14 protein-coding genes are annotated in these 19,860 nt (G+C 73.0%); 5 read left to right on the forward strand and 9 right to left on the reverse strand.

The genetic code is table 11. The annotated features are described in order from the left end of the window. Both nirB and nirD read left to right on the forward strand, forming a co-directional pair. A complete protein-coding gene (nirB, locus tag ACIBIW_RS25645) occupies positions 1 to 2,697 on the forward strand; it encodes a nitrite reductase large subunit NirB (protein WP_399339366.1) in 2,697 nt (898 codons plus the stop codon). Then, on the forward strand, positions 2,694 to 3,101 hold the full coding sequence (gene nirD, locus ACIBIW_RS25650) for a nitrite reductase small subunit NirD (RefSeq protein ID WP_399339368.1): 408 nt from the start codon (positions 2,694 to 2,696) through the stop codon (positions 3,099 to 3,101). Before nirB ends, nirD begins: the two co-directional genes overlap by 4 nt. A gap of 19 nt (positions 3,102 to 3,120) precedes the next feature. Here nirD and ppdK read toward each other — a convergent pair whose 3' ends face one another. Together ppdK and dusB are read right to left on the reverse strand one after the other, a co-directional pair. Continuing rightward, positions 3,121 to 5,946: a pyruvate, phosphate dikinase gene (gene ppdK / locus ACIBIW_RS25655; protein ID WP_399339369.1), complete on the reverse strand. Its 2,826-nt coding sequence runs from the start codon at positions 5,944 to 5,946 to the stop codon at positions 3,121 to 3,123. A gap of 387 nt (positions 5,947 to 6,333) precedes the next feature. Next, positions 6,334 to 7,461 (reverse strand): tRNA dihydrouridine synthase DusB, encoded by a 1,128-nt coding sequence (dusB, locus tag ACIBIW_RS25660; RefSeq protein ID WP_399339370.1) that lies wholly within the window; start codon positions 7,459 to 7,461, stop codon positions 6,334 to 6,336. Positions 7,462 to 7,627: 166 nt separating this feature from the next. Between dusB and ACIBIW_RS25665 the strand changes: the two genes are divergently transcribed. Beyond that, on the forward strand, positions 7,628 to 9,118 hold the full coding sequence (locus tag ACIBIW_RS25665) for an MFS transporter (RefSeq protein ID WP_399339371.1): 1,491 nt from the start codon (positions 7,628 to 7,630) through the stop codon (positions 9,116 to 9,118). A gap of 29 nt (positions 9,119 to 9,147) precedes the next feature. On the opposite strand, the gene ACIBIW_RS25670 is transcribed toward ACIBIW_RS25665, so the two are convergent. Beyond that, on the reverse strand, positions 9,148 to 10,092 hold the full coding sequence (locus tag ACIBIW_RS25670; RefSeq protein ID WP_399339372.1) for a helix-turn-helix transcriptional regulator: 945 nt from the start codon (positions 10,090 to 10,092) through the stop codon (positions 9,148 to 9,150). Between the two features lie 110 nt (positions 10,093 to 10,202). Here ACIBIW_RS25670 and ACIBIW_RS25675 point away from each other — a divergent pair, with 110 nt between their 5' ends. Then, positions 10,203 to 11,681: an MFS transporter gene (locus ACIBIW_RS25675; protein WP_399339490.1), complete on the forward strand. Its 1,479-nt coding sequence runs from the start codon at positions 10,203 to 10,205 to the stop codon at positions 11,679 to 11,681. Positions 11,682 to 11,721: 40 nt separating this feature from the next. Here ACIBIW_RS25675 and ACIBIW_RS25680 read toward each other — a convergent pair whose 3' ends face one another. Both ACIBIW_RS25680 and ACIBIW_RS25685 read right to left on the reverse strand, forming a co-directional pair. Continuing rightward, entirely contained in the window at positions 11,722 to 12,726 is a 1,005-nt protein-coding gene (locus tag ACIBIW_RS25680) for an aldo/keto reductase (RefSeq protein ID WP_399339373.1), read from the reverse strand. A gap of 446 nt (positions 12,727 to 13,172) precedes the next feature. Beyond that, positions 13,173 to 14,555 carry a glycine--tRNA ligase gene (locus ACIBIW_RS25685; RefSeq protein ID WP_399339374.1) on the reverse strand — a complete coding sequence of 461 codons (1,383 nt, stop codon included), beginning with the start codon at positions 14,553 to 14,555 and terminating at the stop codon, positions 13,173 to 13,175. 220 nt (positions 14,556 to 14,775) lie between these two features. Here ACIBIW_RS25685 and ACIBIW_RS25690 point away from each other — a divergent pair, with 220 nt between their 5' ends. After that, on the forward strand, positions 14,776 to 15,228 hold the full coding sequence (locus ACIBIW_RS25690; protein WP_399339375.1) for a Fur family transcriptional regulator: 453 nt from the start codon (positions 14,776 to 14,778) through the stop codon (positions 15,226 to 15,228). 62 nt (positions 15,229 to 15,290) lie between these two features. On the opposite strand, the gene ACIBIW_RS25695 is transcribed toward ACIBIW_RS25690, so the two are convergent. The 4 genes from ACIBIW_RS25695 to ACIBIW_RS25710 form a co-directional block, all read right to left on the reverse strand. Next, positions 15,291 to 16,136, reverse strand: coding sequence for an isoprenyl transferase (locus tag ACIBIW_RS25695; protein WP_399339376.1), 846 nt, complete (start codon positions 16,134 to 16,136; stop codon positions 15,291 to 15,293). A gap of 43 nt (positions 16,137 to 16,179) precedes the next feature. Then, complete coding sequence (gene recO, locus ACIBIW_RS25700) at positions 16,180 to 16,926, reverse strand: DNA repair protein RecO (RefSeq protein ID WP_399339378.1); 747 nt, start codon at positions 16,924 to 16,926, stop codon at positions 16,180 to 16,182. Between the two features lie 76 nt (positions 16,927 to 17,002). Next, positions 17,003 to 18,913, reverse strand: a complete 1,911-nt coding sequence (locus ACIBIW_RS25705) for a beta-galactosidase (protein WP_399339379.1) — start codon at positions 18,911 to 18,913, stop codon at positions 17,003 to 17,005. Between the two features lie 138 nt (positions 18,914 to 19,051). Next, on the reverse strand, positions 19,052 to 19,792 hold the full coding sequence (locus tag ACIBIW_RS25710) for a FadR/GntR family transcriptional regulator (protein WP_399339380.1): 741 nt from the start codon (positions 19,790 to 19,792) through the stop codon (positions 19,052 to 19,054). Positions 19,793 to 19,860: the final 68 nt, after the last annotated feature.

Genomic DNA, 19,860 nt, shown 5'->3' on the forward strand with positions numbered 1-19,860 from the left:
ATGTCCCACCATCCGCCCGCACCGCACTCCCCCGGCCGCCGGGGCGACACGCGGCCCGTCGTCGTCCTCGTCGGGCACGGCATGGTCGGCCAGCGGTTCCTCGAAGCGCTCGCCGCGCTCGGCGCCACCCGCACCCACCGGGTCGTGGTGCTGTGCGAGGAGCCACGGCCCGCCTACGACCGGGTGCACCTGACCTCGTACTTCTCCGGCACCCCCGTGGACGGTCTGGCGCTGGCCCCGCCGGGGTTCCTCGCCGAGCACGGCATCGAGATGCTGCTCGGCGAGCGCGCCGAGAGCCTGGACCCGGCGGCGCGCACCGTCACCGCGGCCTCCGGGCGCGTGCTGCGCTATGACGCGCTGGTGCTGGCCACCGGCTCGTACCCGTTCGTGCCGCCGGTGCCGGGCCGGGACGCGGAGGGCTGCTTCGTGTACCGCACCGTCGAGGACGTCCTCGCCATCGAGGCGTACGCGGCGCGCGGCGCCACCCGGGGCACCGTGGTCGGCGGCGGCCTGCTGGGGCTTGAGGCGGCGGGGGCGCTGTCCGGGCTCGGGCTCGACACCCGGGTGGTGGAGTTCGCGCCGCGGCTGATGCCCGCCCAGGTCGACGACGGCGGCGGCGCGGCGCTGCTGCGCCGCATCGAGGGCCTGGGGATCGGCGTGCACACCGGCACCGGCACCCAGGAGATCGTCACGGGCGCCGGAGGGCGGGTCACCGGGATGCGCCTCGCCGACGGCGGTGAACTCGCCACCGACGTCGTGGTGTTCTCGGCGGGCGTGCGGCCCAGGGACGAGCTGGCCAGGGCGTGCGGGATCGCGGTCGGCGAGCGCGGCGGCATCGCCGTCGACGAGCGGTGCCGCACCTCGCAGCCGGGGGTGTACGCGATCGGCGAGTGCGCCCTCGCCGCCGACGGGCGGGTGTACGGGCTCGTGGCGCCCGGCTACGAGATGGCGCGGGTGGCGGCGGAGGCCGTCGCGGGGACGGCGGCCATGGCGGACGGTGCCGGTACGACGGCCGCGGCGGGGGGCGAGGGCGCGGGGCACCGCGCCCTCGCGGTGTTCACCGGCGCCGACACCTCCACCAAGCTGAAGCTGCTCGGCGTGGACGTCGCCTCGTTCGGCGACGCGCACGGCACCGCGGACGGCTGTCTCGACGTGGTGTACGCCGACTCCCGCGCGGGCGTGTACAAGAAGCTCGTGGTCGCGGCCGACGGGACGCTCCTCGGCGGGGTGCTCGTCGGGGACGCGGAGGCGTACGGCACGCTGCGCCCGCTGACCGGCTCGGTGCCCCCGCTCCCGGTGGAGCGCCTGGTGCTGCCGCCGGGCGCGGGCGCCCCCGCGGCGCTCGGCCCCGCCGCGCTGCCCGACACCGCGGTGATCTGCTCCTGCCACAACGTCACCAAGGGCGCCGTCAGGGCCGCCGTCATCGAGGAGGGCTGCGCCACCGTGCCCGAGGTGAAGCGGTGCACCAGGGCGGGGACCGGCTGCGGAAGCTGTGTGAAGGTCCTCGGGGCGCTCGTCGACGCGGAGCGCGCGGCGGGCGGCGCCGAGGTCGACAGGGGCCTGTGCGGCTGCTTCGGACAGACCAGGCAGGAGCTGTACGAGACCGTGCGGGCGCTGCGCATCGCCTCGTTCCGGGAACTGCTCGACCGGCACGGCAGGCCATCGGCGCGCGGCGGCGACGGCTGCGACGTCTGCAAGCCCGTGGTGGCCTCCGTGCTCGCCTCGCTCGCCCCGGCCCTCGGCACCAGCGGCCATGTGCTCGACGGGGAGCAGGCCGCGCTCCAGGACACCAACGACCACTTCCTCGCCAACCTCCAGAAGAACGGCTCGTACTCGGTCGTGCCCCGGATACCGGGCGGTGAGATCACCCCGGAGAAGCTGATCGTGATCGGCGAGGTGGCGCGGGACTTCGGCCTCTACACGAAGATCACCGGCGGTCAGCGGGTCGACCTGTTCGGCGCCAGGGTGGAGCAGTTGCCGCTGATCTGGGCCCGTCTGGTGGCGGCGGGCTTCGAGTCGGGGCACGCGTACGGGAAGGCGCTGCGCACCGTGAAGTCCTGTGTGGGCAGCGACTGGTGCAGGTACGGGGTGCGGGACTCGGTGCGGATGGCGATCGACCTCGAACTGCGCTACCGGGGCCTGCGGGCGCCGCACAAGCTGAAGTCGGCGGTCTCCGGCTGCCAGCGGGAGTGCGCGGAGGCGCGCTCCAAGGACTTCGGCGTGATCGCCACGGCGAGCGGCTGGAACCTCTACGTGGGCGGCAACGGCGGCGCCACGCCCCGCCACGCCGACCTGCTGGCGCAGGACCTGTCGGACGCGGAACTGGTGCGCCTCGTCGACCGGTTCCTGATGTTCTACATCCGCACCGCGGACCCCCTGGAGCGCACCGCGGCCTGGCTCGAACGCGTCGAGGGCGGCCTCGACCACGTGCGGGACGTGGTGGTACGCGACGCGCTCGGGATCTGCGCCGAGTTGGAGGAGCTGATGGCGCGGCATGTGGCGGGCTACCGGGACGAGTGGGCCGCGACCCTGGACGACCCGGAGCGCCTGGCCCGCTTCGTGTCCTTCGTGAACGCGCCGGGCACCCCCGACCCCACCGTCCGCTTCGTGCCCGAGCGCGGCCAGATCAGGCCGGAGCCCCCGCTGCTCACCCTGGCCCCTCCCCCGTCCCGCCCGCTGGAAGGAAGCCCCCGATGACCGACACCGCCCCGGCCGCGCCCGCCCCGGCCCCCGCCCTCCCGGAACCGCCCGCGCCCGGACGCCCCGTACGGCTCACGGTGCTGCTCAGACTGGACGCGGGCTGGCACCCGGTGTGCGAGGGCGCCGGGCTGCTGCCGGGGCGCGGCGTGGCGGCCCTGCTGCCAGGCGGCGAGCAGGCGGCGCTCTTCCTCGACAGGCGGGGGCGGCTGTACGCGATCGACAACCGCGACCCGTTCACCGGCGCCGCCGTGCTCTCCCGCGGCCTGACCGGCTCCGCGGACGGCGTCCCGTACGTGGCGTCCCCCCTGCTCAAACAGCGCTTCGCGCTGACGACGGGGCGCTGCCTCGACGAGGACGGGGTGTCGGTACGGGTCTACGAGACCCGCACACTCGCGGAGTGAGGGCGCGCGGCGGCCCGGTTCAGCCGCCGTTCACGGCGCCGCGGCCCGCCTCAAGACGGGCGACCGGGACCCGGAACGGCGAGCAGGAGACGTAGTCGAGTCCCACCTCGTGGAAGAAGTGGACGGACTCGGGGTCTCCGCCGTGCTCCCCGCAGACGCCGAGCTTGAGGCCGGGGCGTGCCGCGCGCCCCGCCTCCACCGCGTCCCTGACCAGGGCGCCGACGCCGTCCTTGTCGATGGTCTCGAACGGCGACACCCCGAAGATGCCCTTCTCCAGGTAGGCGGTGAAGAAGGACGCCTCGACGTCGTCCCGGGAGAAGCCCCACACGGTCTGGGTGAGGTCGTTGGTGCCGAAGGAGAAGAACTCGGCCGCCCCGGCGATCTGGCCCGCGGTGAGCGCGGCCCTGGGCAGCTCGATCATGGTGCCGAGGGCGAGCCGGATGTCGGCGCCGGTGGCGGCGGCGACCTCGGCGATGACGCCCTCCGCCTCGTCGCGGACGATCTCCAGCTCCTGCACGGTGCCGACCAGCGGGATCATGATCTCGGCGCGGGGGTCGCCCTTGGCCTCGATCCGCTCGGCGACCGCCTCCGCGATCGCCCGTACCTGCATGGTGAACAGGCCGGGGATGACGAGGCCGAGCCGCACCCCGCGCAGGCCGAGCATCGGGTTCTGCTCGTGGAGACGGTGCACGGCCTGGAGCAGCCTGAGGTCGTTCTCGTTGGCGTCCTCGCGGGACTCGGCGAGCGCGACCCGTACCGAAAGCTCGGTGATGTCGGGCAGGAACTCGTGCAGCGGCGGGTCGAGCAGCCGTACCGTCACCGGCAGGCCGTCCATGGCCTCGAACAGCTCCACGAAGTCGCGCCGCTGGAGCGGCAGCAGCGAGGAGAGCGCCGCGTCGCGCTCCTCGTCGGTGTCGGCGAGGATCAGCCGCTCCACGTCGCGGCGCCGGTCGCCGAGGAACATGTGCTCGGTGCGGCACAGGCCGATGCCCTGCGCCCCGAAGCGGCGGGCGCGCAGCGCGTCCTCGGCGTTGTCCGCGTTGGCGCGCACCCGCAGGCGCCGCACCCGGTCCGCGTAGGCCATCACGCGGTGGACGGCGGCGACGAGTTCGTCCGCGTCGTCGGCGCCCGCGTGCATCCTGCCCTCGAAGTACTCGACGACGGGCGAGGGCACCACCGGCACCTCCCCCACGTACACCCGGCCGTTGGAGCCGTCGACGGAGACCGTGTCGCCCTCCTCGACGACGACGCCGCCCGGCACGGTCAGCCGCCGCCGCTTGGTGTCGACCTCCAGGTCCTCGGCGCCGCAGACGCAGGTCTTGCCCATGCCGCGGGCGACGACGGCGGCGTGCGAGGTCTTGCCGCCGCGCGAGGTGAGGATGCCCTGCGCGGCGATCATGCCGTCCAGGTCGTCCGGGTTGGTCTCGCGGCGGATCAGGATGACGCGCTCGCCGGAGCGCGACCACTTGACGGCGGTGTAGGAGTCGAAGACGGCCTTGCCGACGGCGGCGCCCGGGGACGCGGCGATGCCGCGCGCCACGCACACCGCGGCGCCCTTGCCGTCCCCCGTGTCCTTGCCCTTGCCCTTCCCCTTGCCGCCCGCGGCGGCCGCGTCGAAGCGGGGGAACATGAGCTGGGCGAGCTGCGCGCCGTTGACCCGGCGCAGCGCCTCGGCCTCGTCGATGAGCCCCTGGTCGACGAGCTGGGTGGCGATGCGGAACGCGGCGGCGGCGGTGCGCTTGCCGACCCGGGTCTGGAGCATCCACAGCTTGCCGCGCTCGATGGTGAACTCGATGTCGCAGAGGTCCCTGTAGTGGTTCTCCAGGGTCTCCATGATGCCGAGGAGTTCGTCGTAGGACTTCTTGTCGATCTTCTCCAGGTCGGCGAGCGGCACCGTGTTGCGGATGCCGGCGACGACGTCCTCGCCCTGGGCGTTCTGGAGGTAGTCGCCGTAGACGCCCTGGTGCCCCGTGGCGGGGTCGCGGGTGAAGGCGACGCCGGTGCCGGAGTCGGGGCCGAGGTTGCCGAACACCATGGAGACGATGTTGACGGCGGTGCCGAGGTCGTGCGGGATGCGCTCCTGGCGGCGGTAGAGGCGGGCGCGCTCGCCGTTCCACGAGGAGAAGACGGCGCGCACCGCGAGGTCCATCTGCGCGCGGGGCTCCTGCGGGAAGTCGGCGCCCGTCTCGGCCCTGACGATCTTCTTGTAGACCTCGACGAGCTGCTTCAGCGCGTCCGCGCCCAGGTCGGTGTCGGCGCGGGCGCCCTGGGCGTGCTTGGCGTCCTCCAGGGCGTCGTGGAAGCGCTCGCCGTCGATGCCGAGGACGGTCTCGCCGAACATCTGGATGAGCCTGCGGTACGAGTCCCAGGCGAAGCGCTCGTCCCCGGCCTGCGCGGCGAGACCCCCGACGGAGGCGTCGGAGAGGCCGACGTTGAGGACGGTGTCCATCATCCCCGGCATGGAGAACTTGGCGCCCGAGCGCACCGAGACCAGCAGCGGGTCGTCCTCGGCGCCGAGCTTCTTGCCCATGGCGGCCTCCAGGGCGGCGAGGTGCGCACTGACCTCGTCACTGAGTGCCGCGGGCAGGTCCCCGGTCTCCAGGAAGAGTTTGCAGGCCGCGGTGGTGATGGTGAAGCCGGGCGGCACGGGGAGGCCGAGATTGGTCATCTCGGCGAGGTTCGCGCCCTTCCCGCCGAGCAGGTCCTTGTGGTCCTTGTCGCCCTCGGTGAAGTCATAAACGAACTTGGCTGGGGGTGATGCTGCTTTGTCCGGCACGGATCTCGACTCCTCGCACGCCTCGAATCCATCGATGGCTCTGCCGACTGCCCTGACGGCAGGGAACATACCCAGATCGAAGGCTTTCGGGTACGTCCACTTGTGCGTCACATGGCCGCAACCACCCATCCGCTGAGAGATCAAAAGTCGATGGCGCGCGGCTTCCGGACGCTCCCCGTGTTCACTTCCTGAAGATCAGGCTACTCATTCTTGAAGCTCTCCGCTCATCCGAGCGGCAAAAAGCGCGGCCGGGTTTGCCCTTCGAACCTCCAAGGGGTGGCACTGGGTGCCACCCCTTGGAGAAGTGTGATGGGAGTCCGGCGGGCCCGAGCGGGCTCAGACGAGCATCGGATGTCTCAAAAGTGGCGGGAATCACTCGCCGCGCGGCGGTGGCGAGGGGGTGGCGGGACGGTTACGGAGGCGCGGCGGGCGGGCGCCGGCCGGCTCCCCGTGCGCTCAGCCGCCCGACGTGTCCAGTTCCGCGTCCGCGGCCACGCCCGGGCAGGCGTGCGGGTCGTCGAGCCAGCCGTCGGGCAGGACCACGCGGTCGCGGCCCGAGGTGCGGCCCCTGGGGCCCTCGGCGCCCTCCGGCCAGCCCTGGCCGAGGTCGAGTGCGGCGAGGCCGTCGGACAGCTCGGCGAGCGAGGAGGTCACCGCGAGCCTGCGGCGCATCGCGGAGCCCACGGAGAAGCCCTTGAGGTACCAGGCCACGTGCTTGCGGAAGTCGATGACGCCGCGCGCCTCGTCGTCCAGCCACTCCCCCAGCAGCCGGGCGTGCCGCTCCATGACGGCGGCGACCTCGCGCAGCGTCGGCGCCGCGGGCGCGCCCCCGCCGTCGAAGGCGGCGACCAGGTCCCCGAAGAGCCAGGGCCTGCCCAGGCAGCCGCGGCCCACGACGACGCCGTCGCAGCCGGTCTCGCGCATCATGCGCACCGCGTCGGCCGCCGACCAGATGTCCCCGTTGCCCAGCACCGGGATCTCCGGGACATGCTCCTTGAGGCGGGCGATGGCCTCCCAGTCCGCCGTGCCCGAGTAGTGCTGGGCGGCCGTGCGGCCGTGCAGGGCGATGGCCGCGACCCCCTCGTCGACGGCGATACGGCCCGCGTCCAGGCAGGTCGGATGGGCGTCGTCGATGCCCTTGCGCATCTTCATGGTGACCGGCAGCCGCCCCGCGCCCGCGACCGCCTCCCGCAGGATGGCCCGCAGCAGCGGCCGCTTGTACGGGAGCGCGGAACCGCCGCCCCTGCGGGTCACCTTCGGCACCGGGCAGCCGAAGTTGAGGTCGATGTGGTCGGCCAGGTCCTCGTCCGCGATCATCCTGACCGCCTTGCCGACGGTCGCGGGGTCGACCCCGTAGAGCTGGATGGAGCGCGGCCGCTCGCCGGGACCGAACTGGATGAGCCGCATGGTCTTCTCGTTCCGCTCGACCAGGGCCCGCGAGGTGATCATCTCGCTGACGAAGAGACCGCGCCCGCCCGCGAACTCCCGGCACAGCGTCCTGAAGGGCGCGTTGGTGATACCCGCCATGGGGGCGAGCACCACGGGGGGCGTGACGGTGTGGGGACCGATGGTGAGCGTGGACATGGGCCCCATTGTCCCGCACGCCGCACGCGGGGCCGCCCGTGGCGGGCGGTGGCAGGGTCGCGGGCGGGGCCGCTGTGGTCGTCGTCACGGGTGACCATCGCCTCACCTGGCCGGATCGGGCCCGCGCATGGCCCAACAGGTCATTAGTTAGTCGTACTATTGATGTATGCCCGACCTCAGCCCGCGCCGTCGCATGCTCGTCCTCGCCATCTGCTGCATGAGCCTGCTGATGGTCAGCCTCGACAACACGGTCCTGAACGTCGCGCTGCCCTCCCTCCAGACGGAGATGGGGTCGAGCGTGGCCGGTCTGCAATGGACCATCGACGCCTACACGCTGGTGCTCGCCTCGCTGCTGATGCTCGCCGGGTCGACCGCCGACCGGCTCGGCAGGCGCCGGGTCTTCCAGGCGGGCCTCGTGGTGTTCGTGCTGGGCTCGCTGCTCTGCTCGCTCGCGCCCAACCTGCCGTCCCTGGTCGCGTTCCGCATGGTGCAGGCGGTCGGCGGCTCCATGCTGAACCCGGTGGCGATGTCGATCATCACCAACACCTTCACGGACCCGCGCGAGCGGGCCCGCGCGATCGGCGTCTGGGGCGGGGTCATCGGCATCTCCATGGCGGCGGGCCCGCTCGTCGGCGGCCTGCTCGTGGACAGCGTCGGCTGGCGCTCGATCTTCTGGCTCAACCTCCCGGTGGGCCTCGCCGCGCTGCTGCTCACCGTCAAGTACGTACCGGAGTCCCGCGCGGCCACCGCGCGCCGCCCCGATCCGGTGGGCCAGGTCCTGGTGATCGTGCTGCTCGCCGCGCTCACCTACGCGATCATCGAGGCGCCCTCGGCGGGCTGGTCGGCCCCCACCGTCGGCTTCGGCGCGCTCGCGCTCGCCGCGCTCTGCGGCCTCGTCGGCTACGAGTCGCGGCGCCACGAGCCGCTGATCGACATCCGGTTCTTCCGCAGCGCGCCGTTCAGCGGGGCGACCGTCATCGCCGTCTGCTCGTTCGCGGCGCTCGCCGGATTCCTCTTCCTCAACACGCTCTACTTGCAGAACGTGCGCGGCGAGAGCGCGCTCCACGCCGGTCTCTGGATGCTGCCGATGGCCGCGATGACGCTGTTCTTCGCACCGCTGTCGGGGCGCCTCGTCGGCAGCAGGGGGCCCCGGCCCTCGCTGCTGGTGGCCGGGGTGACGATGACCGCGACCGGCGTGCTGTTCGCGGCGTTCGACGCGGAGACCAGCGCCTTCCCGCGGATCGTCGGCTACGTCCTCTTCGGCATCGGCCTCGGCGTGGTGAACGCGCCCATCACCAACACCGCCGTCTCCGGCATGCCGCGCTCCCAGGCGGGCGTGGCGGCCGCGGTGGCCTCCACCAGCCGCCAGATCGGCTCCACGCTCGGCGTGGCGGTGATCGGCGCGGTGCTCGCCTCCGGTGTGGCCGGGGGCTCGTACCGGGACACGTACGTGGCGGCGAGCAGGCCGGCCTGGTGGATACTCGCGGGCTGCGGGGTCTGCGTGCTGCTGCTCGGGCTGCTCACCTCGGGGCGGTGGGCGGCGCGCACCGCCCACCGGATGGCGGAGCGCATCGAGGCAGAGGACGCGGAGGCGGCCGTGGCCGCGCCCCTGGCACCCGCCGTGGAGGGCCCGGCACCGTCCCCGCACGCGTCGTAGCGGCGCCCCGGCGCGGGTCCCGGCGGCGGCTACCGCTCCCCCGGCTCCTCCCGCTCCCCTCGCTCCGCGGCGAGGGCCAGCTCAAGGAGCCGTTCCAGGCGGGCCCTGGTCGTGTCGTCGACCGGGACGTACGTCACGAGGCGGGGGCCGTGGGCGGGGCCGATCTGCAACTCCGTGTGCTCCACGGTGAGCAGGCCCACGTCCCGGTTGCGGTACTGCTTGACCTTGCCGCTCGGCGCCTGCACCTCGTGCCGCTCCCACACCTCGCGGAACTCGGGTGACTGCGTCAGCAGCCGGTCGAGCAGCATCTTCCAGGCGGGCTCCGCCAGGTGCTCCGCCATCGAGGCGCGGAACTTCGCGGCCATGGCGCGCGTCGACTCCTGGAGCGTGACGATGCCCGCCCGCCAGTGCGGGTTCAGATAGGCGAGGACCATGCAGTTCAGATCCTCCTCCGGCACCTCGTCGAGCGCGCAGAGCATGCGTCCGTAGGTGCGGTTGTACGCGAGGATGTCGTAGCGGCTGTTCTGCACGCCCGCCGGGATCGGTTCGAGCTGCTCCATGAGGCGGCGTACCGCGGGCGTCACCGTCTCGCAGCCGCGCCCCGGCAGCGGGTCGCTCTGCGCGGCCAGGTGGAAGAGGTGGGCGCGCTCGCTGCCGTCGAGCATCAGCGCGCGGGCCAGCGCGTCGAGGACGCTCACCGACACCTGGATGTCACGGCCCTGTTCGAGCCACGTGTACCAGGTGACCCCCACCGTGGAGAGCTGCGCGACCTCCTCGCGGCGCAGCCCTGGCGTGCGCCTGCGGCTGCCGCGCGGCAGCCCCACCTGCTCGGGGGCGATGCGCTCGCGGCGGCTGCGCAGGAAACCGGCCAGCTCGGAGCGGCGGATCTCGGACTCCCCCGCAGCGGCGGCGCGCGGCGCGGCGGGCGGCGGTCCTGTCCTCGGCAGCGGCGGCCCGGGTGAAGCGGTGACCATGCAGCCAGCGTGCCGCACCGCCGCGGTCATTGCCAGGTGCTTCTGCTACCAGGATAAGGACACTCTGGTACCAGTCTCGGCGGTCGACGAGGCTCGCTGCCGTGAGTGACATTCCCACGACCCAGACCAGGGCGGGCACCGCGGGCCCCACCACGGCCGCGCCGCCCGCCACCGGCGCACCGGGCGGCCGCGTCACGGTCCACCCGACCACGGTGCTCTCCGGCGCCGGGCTGCTCACGGTGCTCATCGGCGCCGCGCTGCCCCTCATCGACTTCTTCATCGTCAACGTCGCCCTGCCCACCATCGGCAGCGACCTGCACGCCGGGGAGGCGCTGCTGGAACTCGTCGTCGCCGGGTACGGCGTCGCGTACGCCGTCCTGCTGGTGCTCGGCGGCCGGCTCGGCGACCGCTTCGGCCGCAGGCGGCTGTTCATCGGCGGCATGGCCGCCTTCGGCGTCACCTCCCTGGCCTGCGGCCTCGCGCCCGACGCCTGGAGCCTCATCGGCGCCAGGGTCGCCCAGGGCATGGCGGCGGCGCTGATGCTGCCGCAGGTCCTCGCCACCATCCAGGCCACCACCCAGGGCCACCGGCGGGCGCGGGCCATGAGCCTGTACGGGGCGACGGCCGGGCTCTCCATGGTCGCGGGCCAGATACTCGGCGGCGTCCTGATCGCCGCCGACATCGCGGGCACCGACTGGCGGGCGGTGTTCCTGGTCAACGTGCCGGTGGTGGCCGTCGCGCTGGCGCTCGCGGTGCGCACCGTGCCGCCGACCCGCGCCGCGCGCCCCGCACCGGTCGACCTGGCGGGCACGGCGCTGCTCGCGGTGTCCCTGCTGACCCTGCTGCTGCCGCTGACCGAGGGCCGCGCCGCGGGGTGGCCGCTGTGGACCTGGGCGGCCCTCGGGGTGTTCCCGTTCGCCGCGTGGGGCTTCTACGCGGTGGAGCGCCGCCTCGACAGGCGCGGGCACACCCCGCTGGTGCCGCCGAGCCTGTTCCGGCTCGTGACGCTGCGGCGCGGGCTCGTGCTGATCGTCCCGTTCTCGATGGGGTTCAGCGGGTTCATGTTCGTGATGGCGGTGGCGCTCCAGCAGGGGGCGCGCCTCGGCCCCGTCGCGGCGGGCCTGGCGCTCGCACCGCTCGCCGGGGTCTTCTTCGTGTTCTCGGTGCTCGGGCCGCGCCTCGTGCGGCGCTTCGGCACCCGGGTGGTGACCGCGGGCGCCGGGCTCCAGGCCGTGGGGCTGCTGCTGATCTGCCTCGCGGCCTGGCGCGACTGGCCCCGCCTCGACGCGCTCACCCTGCTGCCGGGCTCCGTGTTCGCGGGCGCGGGGCAGGCGTTGCAGCTTCCGGTGATCTTCCGGGTGGTCATGTCCGAGGTGCCGGTGGAGCGGGCCGGGGTGGGCAGCGGCGTGATGATCACCACCCAGCAGTCGTCGCTTGCGCTCGGGGTCGCCGTGCTCGGCTCGCTCTTCCTGAGCGTGGCCGACGGCGGCGGGCTGCGGGACGGGCTGCTGGTGACGCTCGCCGTCCAGTTGGCCGGGGTGGCCGTGACGGCGGCGCTGAGCACCCGGCTGCCGCGGACGGTCGGGTAGCGGCCCGCCCCCGGTCGGCGTGCGCGGGCGGCGTGGGCGGTCAGCGCTCGCTGTCGAGCGAGGCCATCTGCGCCGCCGGATAGCGCTCGCCGCGCGCCGCGCCCGGCGGCACGGCGCCCTCCACCGCGGCGAGGTCGTCCTCGTCGAGCGTGACATCGAGGGCGCCGACGGCCTCCGCCAGGCGCTCGCGGGTACGGGCGCCGATCAGCGGCACGATGTCGTCGCCGCGGGAGAGCACCCAGGCGATGGCGATCTGCGCGACGGTGGCGCCCTTGCGCTCGGCGACGGCGGCGAGCGCGTCCACGAGGTCCAGGTTGTGCTGCAAGTTCTCGCCCTGGAAGCGGGGCGAGTGGGCGCGGAAGTCGGTCGGCTCCAGTTGGCGGTCGCGGGCGAAGTGCCCGGAAATCAGGCCGCGGGAGAGCACGCCGTACGCGGTGATGGCGATGCCCAGCTCGCGGGTGGTCAGCAGGATGGACTCCTCGATGCCCCGGGAGATCAGCGAGTACTCGATCTGGACGTCGCTGATCGGGGCGGTCGCCGCGGCCCTGCGGACGGTGGCCGCGCCGACCTCGGAGAGGCCGATGTGGCGTACGTGGCCCGCCTGGACGAGTTCCGCGATGGCGCCGACGGTCTCCTCGATGGGGACGGCAGGGTCGACGCGCGCGATGCGGTAGACGTCGATGTGGTCGACGCCGAGGCGGGTGAGGGAGTACGCGGCGAAGTTCTTGACCGCGGCGGGGCGGCCGTCGTAGCCGCCCCAGCCGCCGTCGGGGTCCCTGAGGCCGCCGAACTTCACGCTGAGCTGCGCCCCGGCGCGCCGCGCGGGCCCCGCGGAGCGCAGCGCCTCGCCGATCAGCATCTCGTTGTGGCCCATGCCGTAGAAGTCGCCGGTGTCGAGCAGGGTGATCCCGGCGTCGAGCGCGGCGTGGACGGTGGCGATGGACTCGGCCCTGTCGGCCTGCCCGTACAGGGCGGACATGCCCATACAGCCGAGGCCGAGGGCGGCGACCCGGGGGCCCTCGGTGCCGAGCGGAACGGTGCGCATGGTGCTCTCTCCTCGCTGACGCCCGTGGACGCCGCCGGTGGTGTGGCCTTGCCACTTCACCCTGCCACCTCGGCCCCGGCCCGCCCGGCCCGCAGCGGGGGCCTGCCGGTCCCCCCTTCCGGGCTTCGCCCTTTCGGCGGGCGCCGCCCCGTCTTCGCAAGAAGAACGACGAGGGGGCCAGAAGACCCCCTCGCACACGCCCACGCCCGGGGCGCTGGGGAGTGTCTTCAAAAGAGCGTCGTCCGCCTGTAGGGCGGGGTCGGGATGGTCCGGTGCTCCCCCACTGCCCGAAGGGCGTGGGAGGTGCCCCCATCGCAAGGCGGAGGAGGGAGTCGACGCGGCGCGTCGGCGACTGACGACAACGCGGCGTGGGGGCACCTCCCGGCCGAAGGCTGGGGGAGTGCGTGCCGGGCCGCCCCGACCAGACGGGCTCTTGAAGACACGCCCTAGCAGCCCGCCAGCCGCTCCCCGAGGTAGCCCTCGATGCGGTCGAGGGAGACCCGCTCCTGCCGCATGGAGTCGCGCTCGCGCACCGTGACGGCGTTGTCCTCCAGGGTGTCGAAGTCGACCGTCACACAGAACGGGGTGCCGATCTCGTCCTGGCGGCGGTAGCGGCGGCCGATCGCGCCCGCGTCGTCGAACTCGACGTTCCAGTTCTGCCGGAGCGCGGCGGCCAGGCCCTTCGCCTTCGGGGAGAGGTCCGCGTTGCGGGAGAGCGGCAGCACGGCGGCCTTGACCGGCGCGAGGCGCGGGTTCAGCCGCAGCACGGTGCGCTTCTCCATCTTGCCCTTCGCGTTCGGCGCCTCGTCCTCGGTGTAGGCGTCGAGCAGGAAGGCCAGCATGGTGCGGCCGACCCCGGCCGCGGGCTCGATGACGTACGGCACCCAGCGCTCCCCGGCCTCCTGGTCGAGGTAGGACAGCTCCTGCCCCGACGCCTTGGCGTGGGCGGAGAGGTCGTAGTCGGTGCGGTTGGCGACGCCCTCAAGCTCACCCCACTCGCTGCCGCCGAAGCGGAAGCGGTACTCGATGTCGGCGGTGCGCTTGGAGTAGTGGGAGAGCTTCTCCTTCGGGTGCTCGTACCACCGCATGTTCTCCTCGCGCAGGCCGAGGCCCGTGTACCAGGACCAGCGCTGCTCCATCCAGTACTCGTGCCACTTCTCGTCCTCGCCCGGCTTGACGAAGAACTCCATCTCCATCTGCTCGAACTCGCGGGTGCGGAAGATGAAGTTGCCCGGGGTGATCTCGTTGCGGAACGACTTGCCCATCTGGGCGATGCCGAACGGCGGCTTGCGGCGCGAGGTCTGCTGCACCTGGGCGAAGTTGGTGAAGATGCCCTGGGCGGTCTCGGGCCGCAGGTAGGCCACGGAGCTGGTGTCCTGGGTGGGGCCGAGGTGGGTGGCGAGCAGCCCGGAGAACTGCTTGGGCTCGGTGAACTGGCCCTTGTTGCCGCAGTTGGGGCAGTTCACGTCGGCGAGGCCGTTCTCGGGGAGGCGGCCGTGCTTCGCCTCGTACGCCTCCTCCAGGTGGTCGGCGCGGAACCGCTTGTGGCAGGAGGTGCACTCGGTGAGCGGGTCGGTGAAGGTGGCGACGTGCCCCGACGCCTCCCACACCTCGGTGGCCAGGATCACCGAAGAGTCGAGACCGACGACGTCCTCGCGCGAGGTGACCATGTAGCGCCACCACTGGCGCTTGATGTTCTCCTTCAGCTCGACGCCCAGCGGCCCGTAGTCCCAGGCGGCCCGCTGGCCTCCGTAGATCTCACTGCTCGGATAGACGAAGCCACGGCGCTTGCTCAGGCTGACGATGGTGTCGATCTTGTCGGCGGCCACGGTGCTCTCTTCATACGACGGTGAACGGCGAATGCCTCAGATTACCGGCGTGGCGCCCCCCCGGATCAAATCAGGGCGGCCCCCGTCCGCGCGCGGGTCCGTACGTGGCGACCCGCGCAGGTCCCGCCCCGCTCACGGGGCGCGCACGGCGCGCGCCGGGGCCCCCGGGGCGGCGCCGGGGCGCACCGTGGCTGCCGCCCCTGACGCCGGAGCTGGCAGAATGGCTGGACAAGCCGACGTGAGGAGGCACACCGTGGCAGCCCCGGTACGAGGCCGGTCGACCCGGCAGCGCGCGGCGGTAGCGGCCGCGCTCGACGACGTCGACGAGTTCCGCAGCGCTCAGGAGCTGCATGACATGCTCAAGCACAAGGGCGACTCCGTGGGCCTGACCACGGTGTACCGCACCCTCCAGTCGCTGGCCGACGCCGGGGAGGTGGACGTGCTGCGCACCTCGGACGGCGAGTCGGTCTATCGCAGGTGCAGCACCGAGGAGCACCACCACCACCTGGTGTGCCGGGTGTGCGGCAAGGCCGTCGAGGTGGAGGGGCCCGCGGTGGAGAAGTGGGCGGAGGGCATCGCCCGCGAGCACGGGTATGTGAACGTGGCCCACACCATAGAGATCTTCGGCACCTGCGCGGACTGCGCGGGGCACCCGGGGCACGGGGACGGCTGACGCCGCGCCCCGCCCGCCGGCACCGCCGCGGCGCCCCGCCCGCGCCCGCGCGTCACGCCCGGCTACTCTTCGCTTCCCGCGGCGGCCCCGGCCTCCTCGTCGGCGGTCTCGTTGGGGATCGCGCCGCCGAAGCGGCGGTCCCGTGAGGCGTACTCGACGCAGGCCCGCCACAGGTCGCGCCGGTCGAAGTCGGGCCACAGCACGTCCTGGAACACCAGCTCCGCGTAACTGCTCTGCCAGAGAAGGTAGTTGGAGGTACGCTGCTCCCCGCTCGGGCGCAGGAACAGGTCGACGTCGGGCATGTCCGGGTAGTACAGGTACTTCTGGACGGTCTTTTCGCTGACCTTCTCCGGGTCGAGCCTGCCCGCGGCGACATCGCGGGCGAGCCTTCGCGCGGCGTCGGCCACCTCGGCCCTGCCGCCGTAGTTGACGCAGAAGTACAGCGTCATGGCGTCGTTGCCGACGGTCTGCTCCTGGGCGACCTGCAACTCCTTGACGACGGACCGCCACAGCTTCGGCATCCGGCCGACCCAGCGGATGCGGATGCCCATCTCGTCCATCTCGTCGCGGCGGCGGCGGATCACGTCGCGGTTGAAGTTCATCAGGAAGCGGACTTCCTCGGGCGACCGCTTCCAGTTCTCGGTGGAGAAGGCGTACAGCGAGAGGTTCTTCACGCCGATCTCCAGGCAGCCCTTGAGCACGTCGAGGACGACGCCCTCGCCGACGCGGTGGCCCTCGGTCCTCGGCAGCCCGCGCTCCTTCGCCCAGCGGCCGTTGCCGTCCATGACGATGGCGACGTGCCGGGGCACCAGTTCCCCGGGGAGCTTCGGCGGGCGGGCGCCCGACGGGTGCGGCTCCGGCACCCTGTACTCGCGGCGCTGCCGTCCCAGAATCCCGCGTACTGCCATGATCGCTCCAGCTTCCCTGCTCGGACGTGTGGACCTCGGGGGACTACTTCTCGACGTACCGCAGTGAGCGCAGCCCGCGCTCCATGTGCCAGTGCAGATACGCCGACACCAGGCCGCTGCCCTCCCTGGCATACCGCGGCTCGGTGGCGTCCGCCGTCTCCCAGTCCCCCGTCAGCAGCGCGCCGAGCAGGGTGAGGGCCCCCGACGAGGGTACGACGCTGCCGGGCACCCGGCAGTCGGCGCAGACGCAGCCGCCGGCGCCGACGGAGAAGAAGCGGTGCGGTCCTGGCAGCCCGCAGCGTGCGCAGTCGGAGAAGCTGGGGGCGTAGCCGCCGACGGCGAGGGAGCGCAGCAGGAACGCGTCGAGGACGAGCCGGGGCTCGTGCTCGGCCCTGGAGAGGGTGCGCAGTCCGCCGATGAGCAGCAGGTACTGCTGGACGGCCGGTTCGCCCTCGTGGTCGGTGAAGCGCTCGGCGGTCTCCAGCATCGCGGTGCCCGCGGTGTAGCGGGCGTAGTCGGCGACGATGCCGGAGCCGTACGGCGAGATGGTCTCGCCCTGGGTGCACAGCGGCAGGCCGCGGCCGACGAGTTCACTGCCGCGGGCGAAGAACTGCACGTCGACATGGGTGAACGGCTCAAGACGCGCGCCGAACTTGGACTTGGTGCGCCGCACCCCGCGCGCCACGGCCCGCACCCGCCCGTGCCCCCGGGTGAGCAGCGTGATGATCCGGTCGGCCTCCCCCAGCTTCTGGGTCCGCAACACCACACCGTCATCCCGGAACAGGCTCATGGCCCCCATTGTCCCGCACGGATCTCCCGCCCCGCCCCACCCGGCGGCGCGGGCCGGGGCCGGGGCGTCCCGGGGGTCAGCCGCGGCGGATCTCCACCTCTGCCGTCGTGTCGTTCAGGACGATGTGGACGGGGGTGCCGTCGGCGGTGAGGCGGGTGCGGGCCTGGGTGGACGGGGGGAGGCCGGGGAGTACGGGGTGGACCTCGGCCTCCTCGCGGACGCGGTCCATCAGCGCGCGCATCGCCTCGGGCTCCGGGCGGGTGCCCAGGTACCAGGCGGTGCCCTCGCCGTAGGGGTGGCGGGTGACGGCGGGTGAGCCGTCGTCGAAGGTGTCGACCGCCTCCGCGCCCTCCAGGCGGATCACCTCGGCCCAGGAGCCGTCGGGCCCCGGGTCGAACTCCTCGACCGTGAGGCCGAGCAGCTCGCGGAACGGCGCCGGGTAGCCGCCGGGGTGGACCCGGTCGTGCTCGTCGGTGATGCCGGAGAAGTACGACATCACCAGGGTGCCGCCGCCGCGCACATACGCGGTGATGCGCTCGGCCGCCGCGGTGGGGACCGCGTACAGGTTCGGCACCACCAGCAGCTTGTAGGGGGCGAGGTCCGCGTCGAGGGGGACCACGTCGGTGGCGACGGACGCCTCGTACAGGGGCCGGTGGTGGGCGAGCGCGGCGGACATCAGGGTGACGTCGCGGCTGGGGTGGGCGTCGAGTTCCAGGGCCCACCAGCTCGGCCAGTCGAGCAGGATGGCGGCGTCGGCGCGCAGCGGGCGCGAGCCGAGGAGTTCCGGGTGGTCGGCGAGTTCGGCGCCCAGCTCCCTGACCTCGCGGTGGATACGGGTGTCGGGGCCGCCGTGCGGCACCATCGCCGAGTGGTACTTCTCGGCGCCGCCGCGCGACTGGCGCCACTGGAAGAAGAGGACCGAGTCGGCGCCGTGCGCCACCGCGCGCCAACTGTCGAGCCGCATCCGCCCCGGCGGCTTGCGGCCGTTGCGCTTTCGCCAGTTGACCGCGCTGGGCGCCTGCTCCATCAGCAGCCAGGGCCGGCCGCCGCCGAGCCCCCGCATCACGTCGTAGCAGAACGCGGTCTCGCGGCCCGCGGCCGGGTCGTGCGGGTCGGGGTAGGAGTCGTACGAGATGACGTCCAGGTGGGGCGCCCAGGAGAACAGGTCGAGGGTCTTGGCGACGGGCACGAAGTTGGTGGTCACCGGCACCTGCGGGGTCACCCGGGCGAGCACCTCCTTCTCCGCGAGGTAGCAGGCGAGCAGTTCGTCGGAGGAGAAGCGCAGGTAGTCGAGCTGCTGGGTGGGGTTGCGGAAGGACGGTGCGGTGCGCGGCGTGTGGATCTCGTCGAAGGAGCCGTAGCGCTGGGACCAGAAGTCGGTGGACCAGGCGGCGTTGAGCGCGTCCACGTCGCCGTAGCGCTTCCGCAGCCAGTCGCGGAACGCCGCGGTGGAGACCTCGCAGTGGCAGTGCCGTGAGATGTGGCAGCCGTACTCGTTGCCGATGTGCCAGAGGGCGAGGGCGGGGTGGTCCCCGTACCGCTCGGCGAGCTTGCCCGCGAGGCGGGCGGCGTGGTCGCGGTAGACAGGGCTCGACGGGCACCAGTGCTGCCGGGAGCCGGGGTAGAGGCGGGTGCCGTCGGCGAGCACCGGCAGCGTCTGCGGGTGCTCGGCGGCCAGCCAGGCGGGCGGGGAGGCGGTCATGGTGGCGAGGCTGACCGCGATCCCGTTCTCGGCGAGCCGGTCCATGTGGGTGTCGAGCCAGGTGAAGTCGTAGGCGCCCGGGGCCGGTTCGGACTTGGCCCAGGAGAAGATGCCGAGTGTGACGAGGTTCACCCCGGCGGCCCGCATCAGGGTCATGTCCTCGGCGTGGGTGGCCTCGTCCCACTGCTCGGGGTTGTAGTCGCCGCCGTAACCGGGGGTGCTGAGGCGGTCGTAGAAGTGCCGCAGGCGGCTTTCGCGGTTGGGGGCGTCCGGGGCGTCCGTCATGCGTGGTCCTCGTCCGTGCGGTGGTGGGCGGGGTCGGTGCGTGGTGGGCGGGTCGGTGGCGTGGGGGCGGGGTCGGTTACGTGGGGGTCGGTGGCGCGGGCGGGTGCCGACCGGCACCCGAGGGCTCCCCGGCGGGGGTCAGCCGACGCCACGGGTCTCCTGGGCGGCCCTGGTCTCGATGCCGCGGAAGTGGTCGGCCATGGCGCGCTGGGCGCCCTCGGTGCTGCCCTCGCGCAGGGCGTCGAGGATGTCGCGGTGGCGGCGGACGGTGAGGCTCGGCTCGGGGTCGTCGTCCCAGCCGCGGGCCCGCGCGACCCGGTGGAAGACGTGCCAGAAGGCGCCGAGTAGCTGGGGCACCAGCGCGTTGCCCAGGGTCTGGTACAGGCGCTCGTGGAACTCGCGGTCGAGGTCGGGGAAGGGCGACCCGGCGTCCTCGCCGCGCTCCATCCTGGCGACGATGTCGCCGAGCGCCGCCAGGTCCTCCGTGGTCACACAGTGCACGACCCGGCGTATCAGACCCTCCTCAAGCACCTCTCTGACCTGGAGGATCTCGCCGAGCGCATGCTCGTCGTCGCCGGACATGGCGAGGGTGCGGAAGGTGAGCCCGTCCACCAGCGGGGTCAGCGAAGCCTGGCCCACATAGGTGCCGTAACCGTGCCGGATCTCGACGATGTCGAGGGCCTGGAGCGCCTTCAGCGCCTCGCGCACCGAGTTGCGGCTGACGCCCAGGTCCTCCATCAGCTCGGTCTCGGTGGGCAGGGGGGAGCCAGGGCGCAGCTTGCGGTCCAGGATGAGCTGGGTGACCTCGCGCTGGATCTGGCTGTTCACGCGCGACTGACGGGTCGCGCGCATCCCGGAGTTGCTCGGCTCCTCAGGCATGCCGCACATCGTACGCCCATCAGACATCCCACGTCCCATGTCCGGCCAGGCGCCGACCGCCGGGCGTA

This window comes from Streptomyces sp. NPDC050560, from assembly GCF_044457285.1.
Classification (GTDB): domain Bacteria; phylum Actinomycetota; class Actinomycetes; order Streptomycetales; family Streptomycetaceae; genus Streptomyces.

Coding starts and splice junctions, on each gene's coding strand:
- nirB (WP_399339366.1), top strand. CDS start 1: ATGTCCCACCATCCGCCCGCACCGCACTCCCCCGGCCGCCGGGGCGAC.
- nirD (WP_399339368.1), top strand. CDS start 2,694: ATGACCGACACCGCCCCGGCCGCGCCCGCCCCGGCCCCCGCCCTCCCG.
- ppdK (WP_399339369.1), bottom strand. CDS start 5,946: ATGTTCCCTGCCGTCAGGGCAGTCGGCAGAGCCATCGATGGATTCGAG.
- dusB (WP_399339370.1), bottom strand. CDS start 7,461: ATGTCCACGCTCACCATCGGTCCCCACACCGTCACGCCCCCCGTGGTG.
- ACIBIW_RS25665 (WP_399339371.1), top strand. CDS start 7,628: ATGCCCGACCTCAGCCCGCGCCGTCGCATGCTCGTCCTCGCCATCTGC.
- ACIBIW_RS25670 (WP_399339372.1), bottom strand. CDS start 10,092: ATGGTCACCGCTTCACCCGGGCCGCCGCTGCCGAGGACAGGACCGCCG.
- ACIBIW_RS25680 (WP_399339373.1), bottom strand. CDS start 12,726: ATGCGCACCGTTCCGCTCGGCACCGAGGGCCCCCGGGTCGCCGCCCTC.
- ACIBIW_RS25690 (WP_399339375.1), top strand. CDS start 14,776: ATGGCTGGACAAGCCGACGTGAGGAGGCACACCGTGGCAGCCCCGGTA.
- ACIBIW_RS25695 (WP_399339376.1), bottom strand. CDS start 16,136: ATGGCAGTACGCGGGATTCTGGGACGGCAGCGCCGCGAGTACAGGGTG.
- recO (WP_399339378.1), bottom strand. CDS start 16,926: ATGAGCCTGTTCCGGGATGACGGTGTGGTGTTGCGGACCCAGAAGCTG.
- ACIBIW_RS25705 (WP_399339379.1), bottom strand. CDS start 18,913: ATGACGGACGCCCCGGACGCCCCCAACCGCGAAAGCCGCCTGCGGCAC.
- ACIBIW_RS25710 (WP_399339380.1), bottom strand. CDS start 19,792: ATGCCTGAGGAGCCGAGCAACTCCGGGATGCGCGCGACCCGTCAGTCG.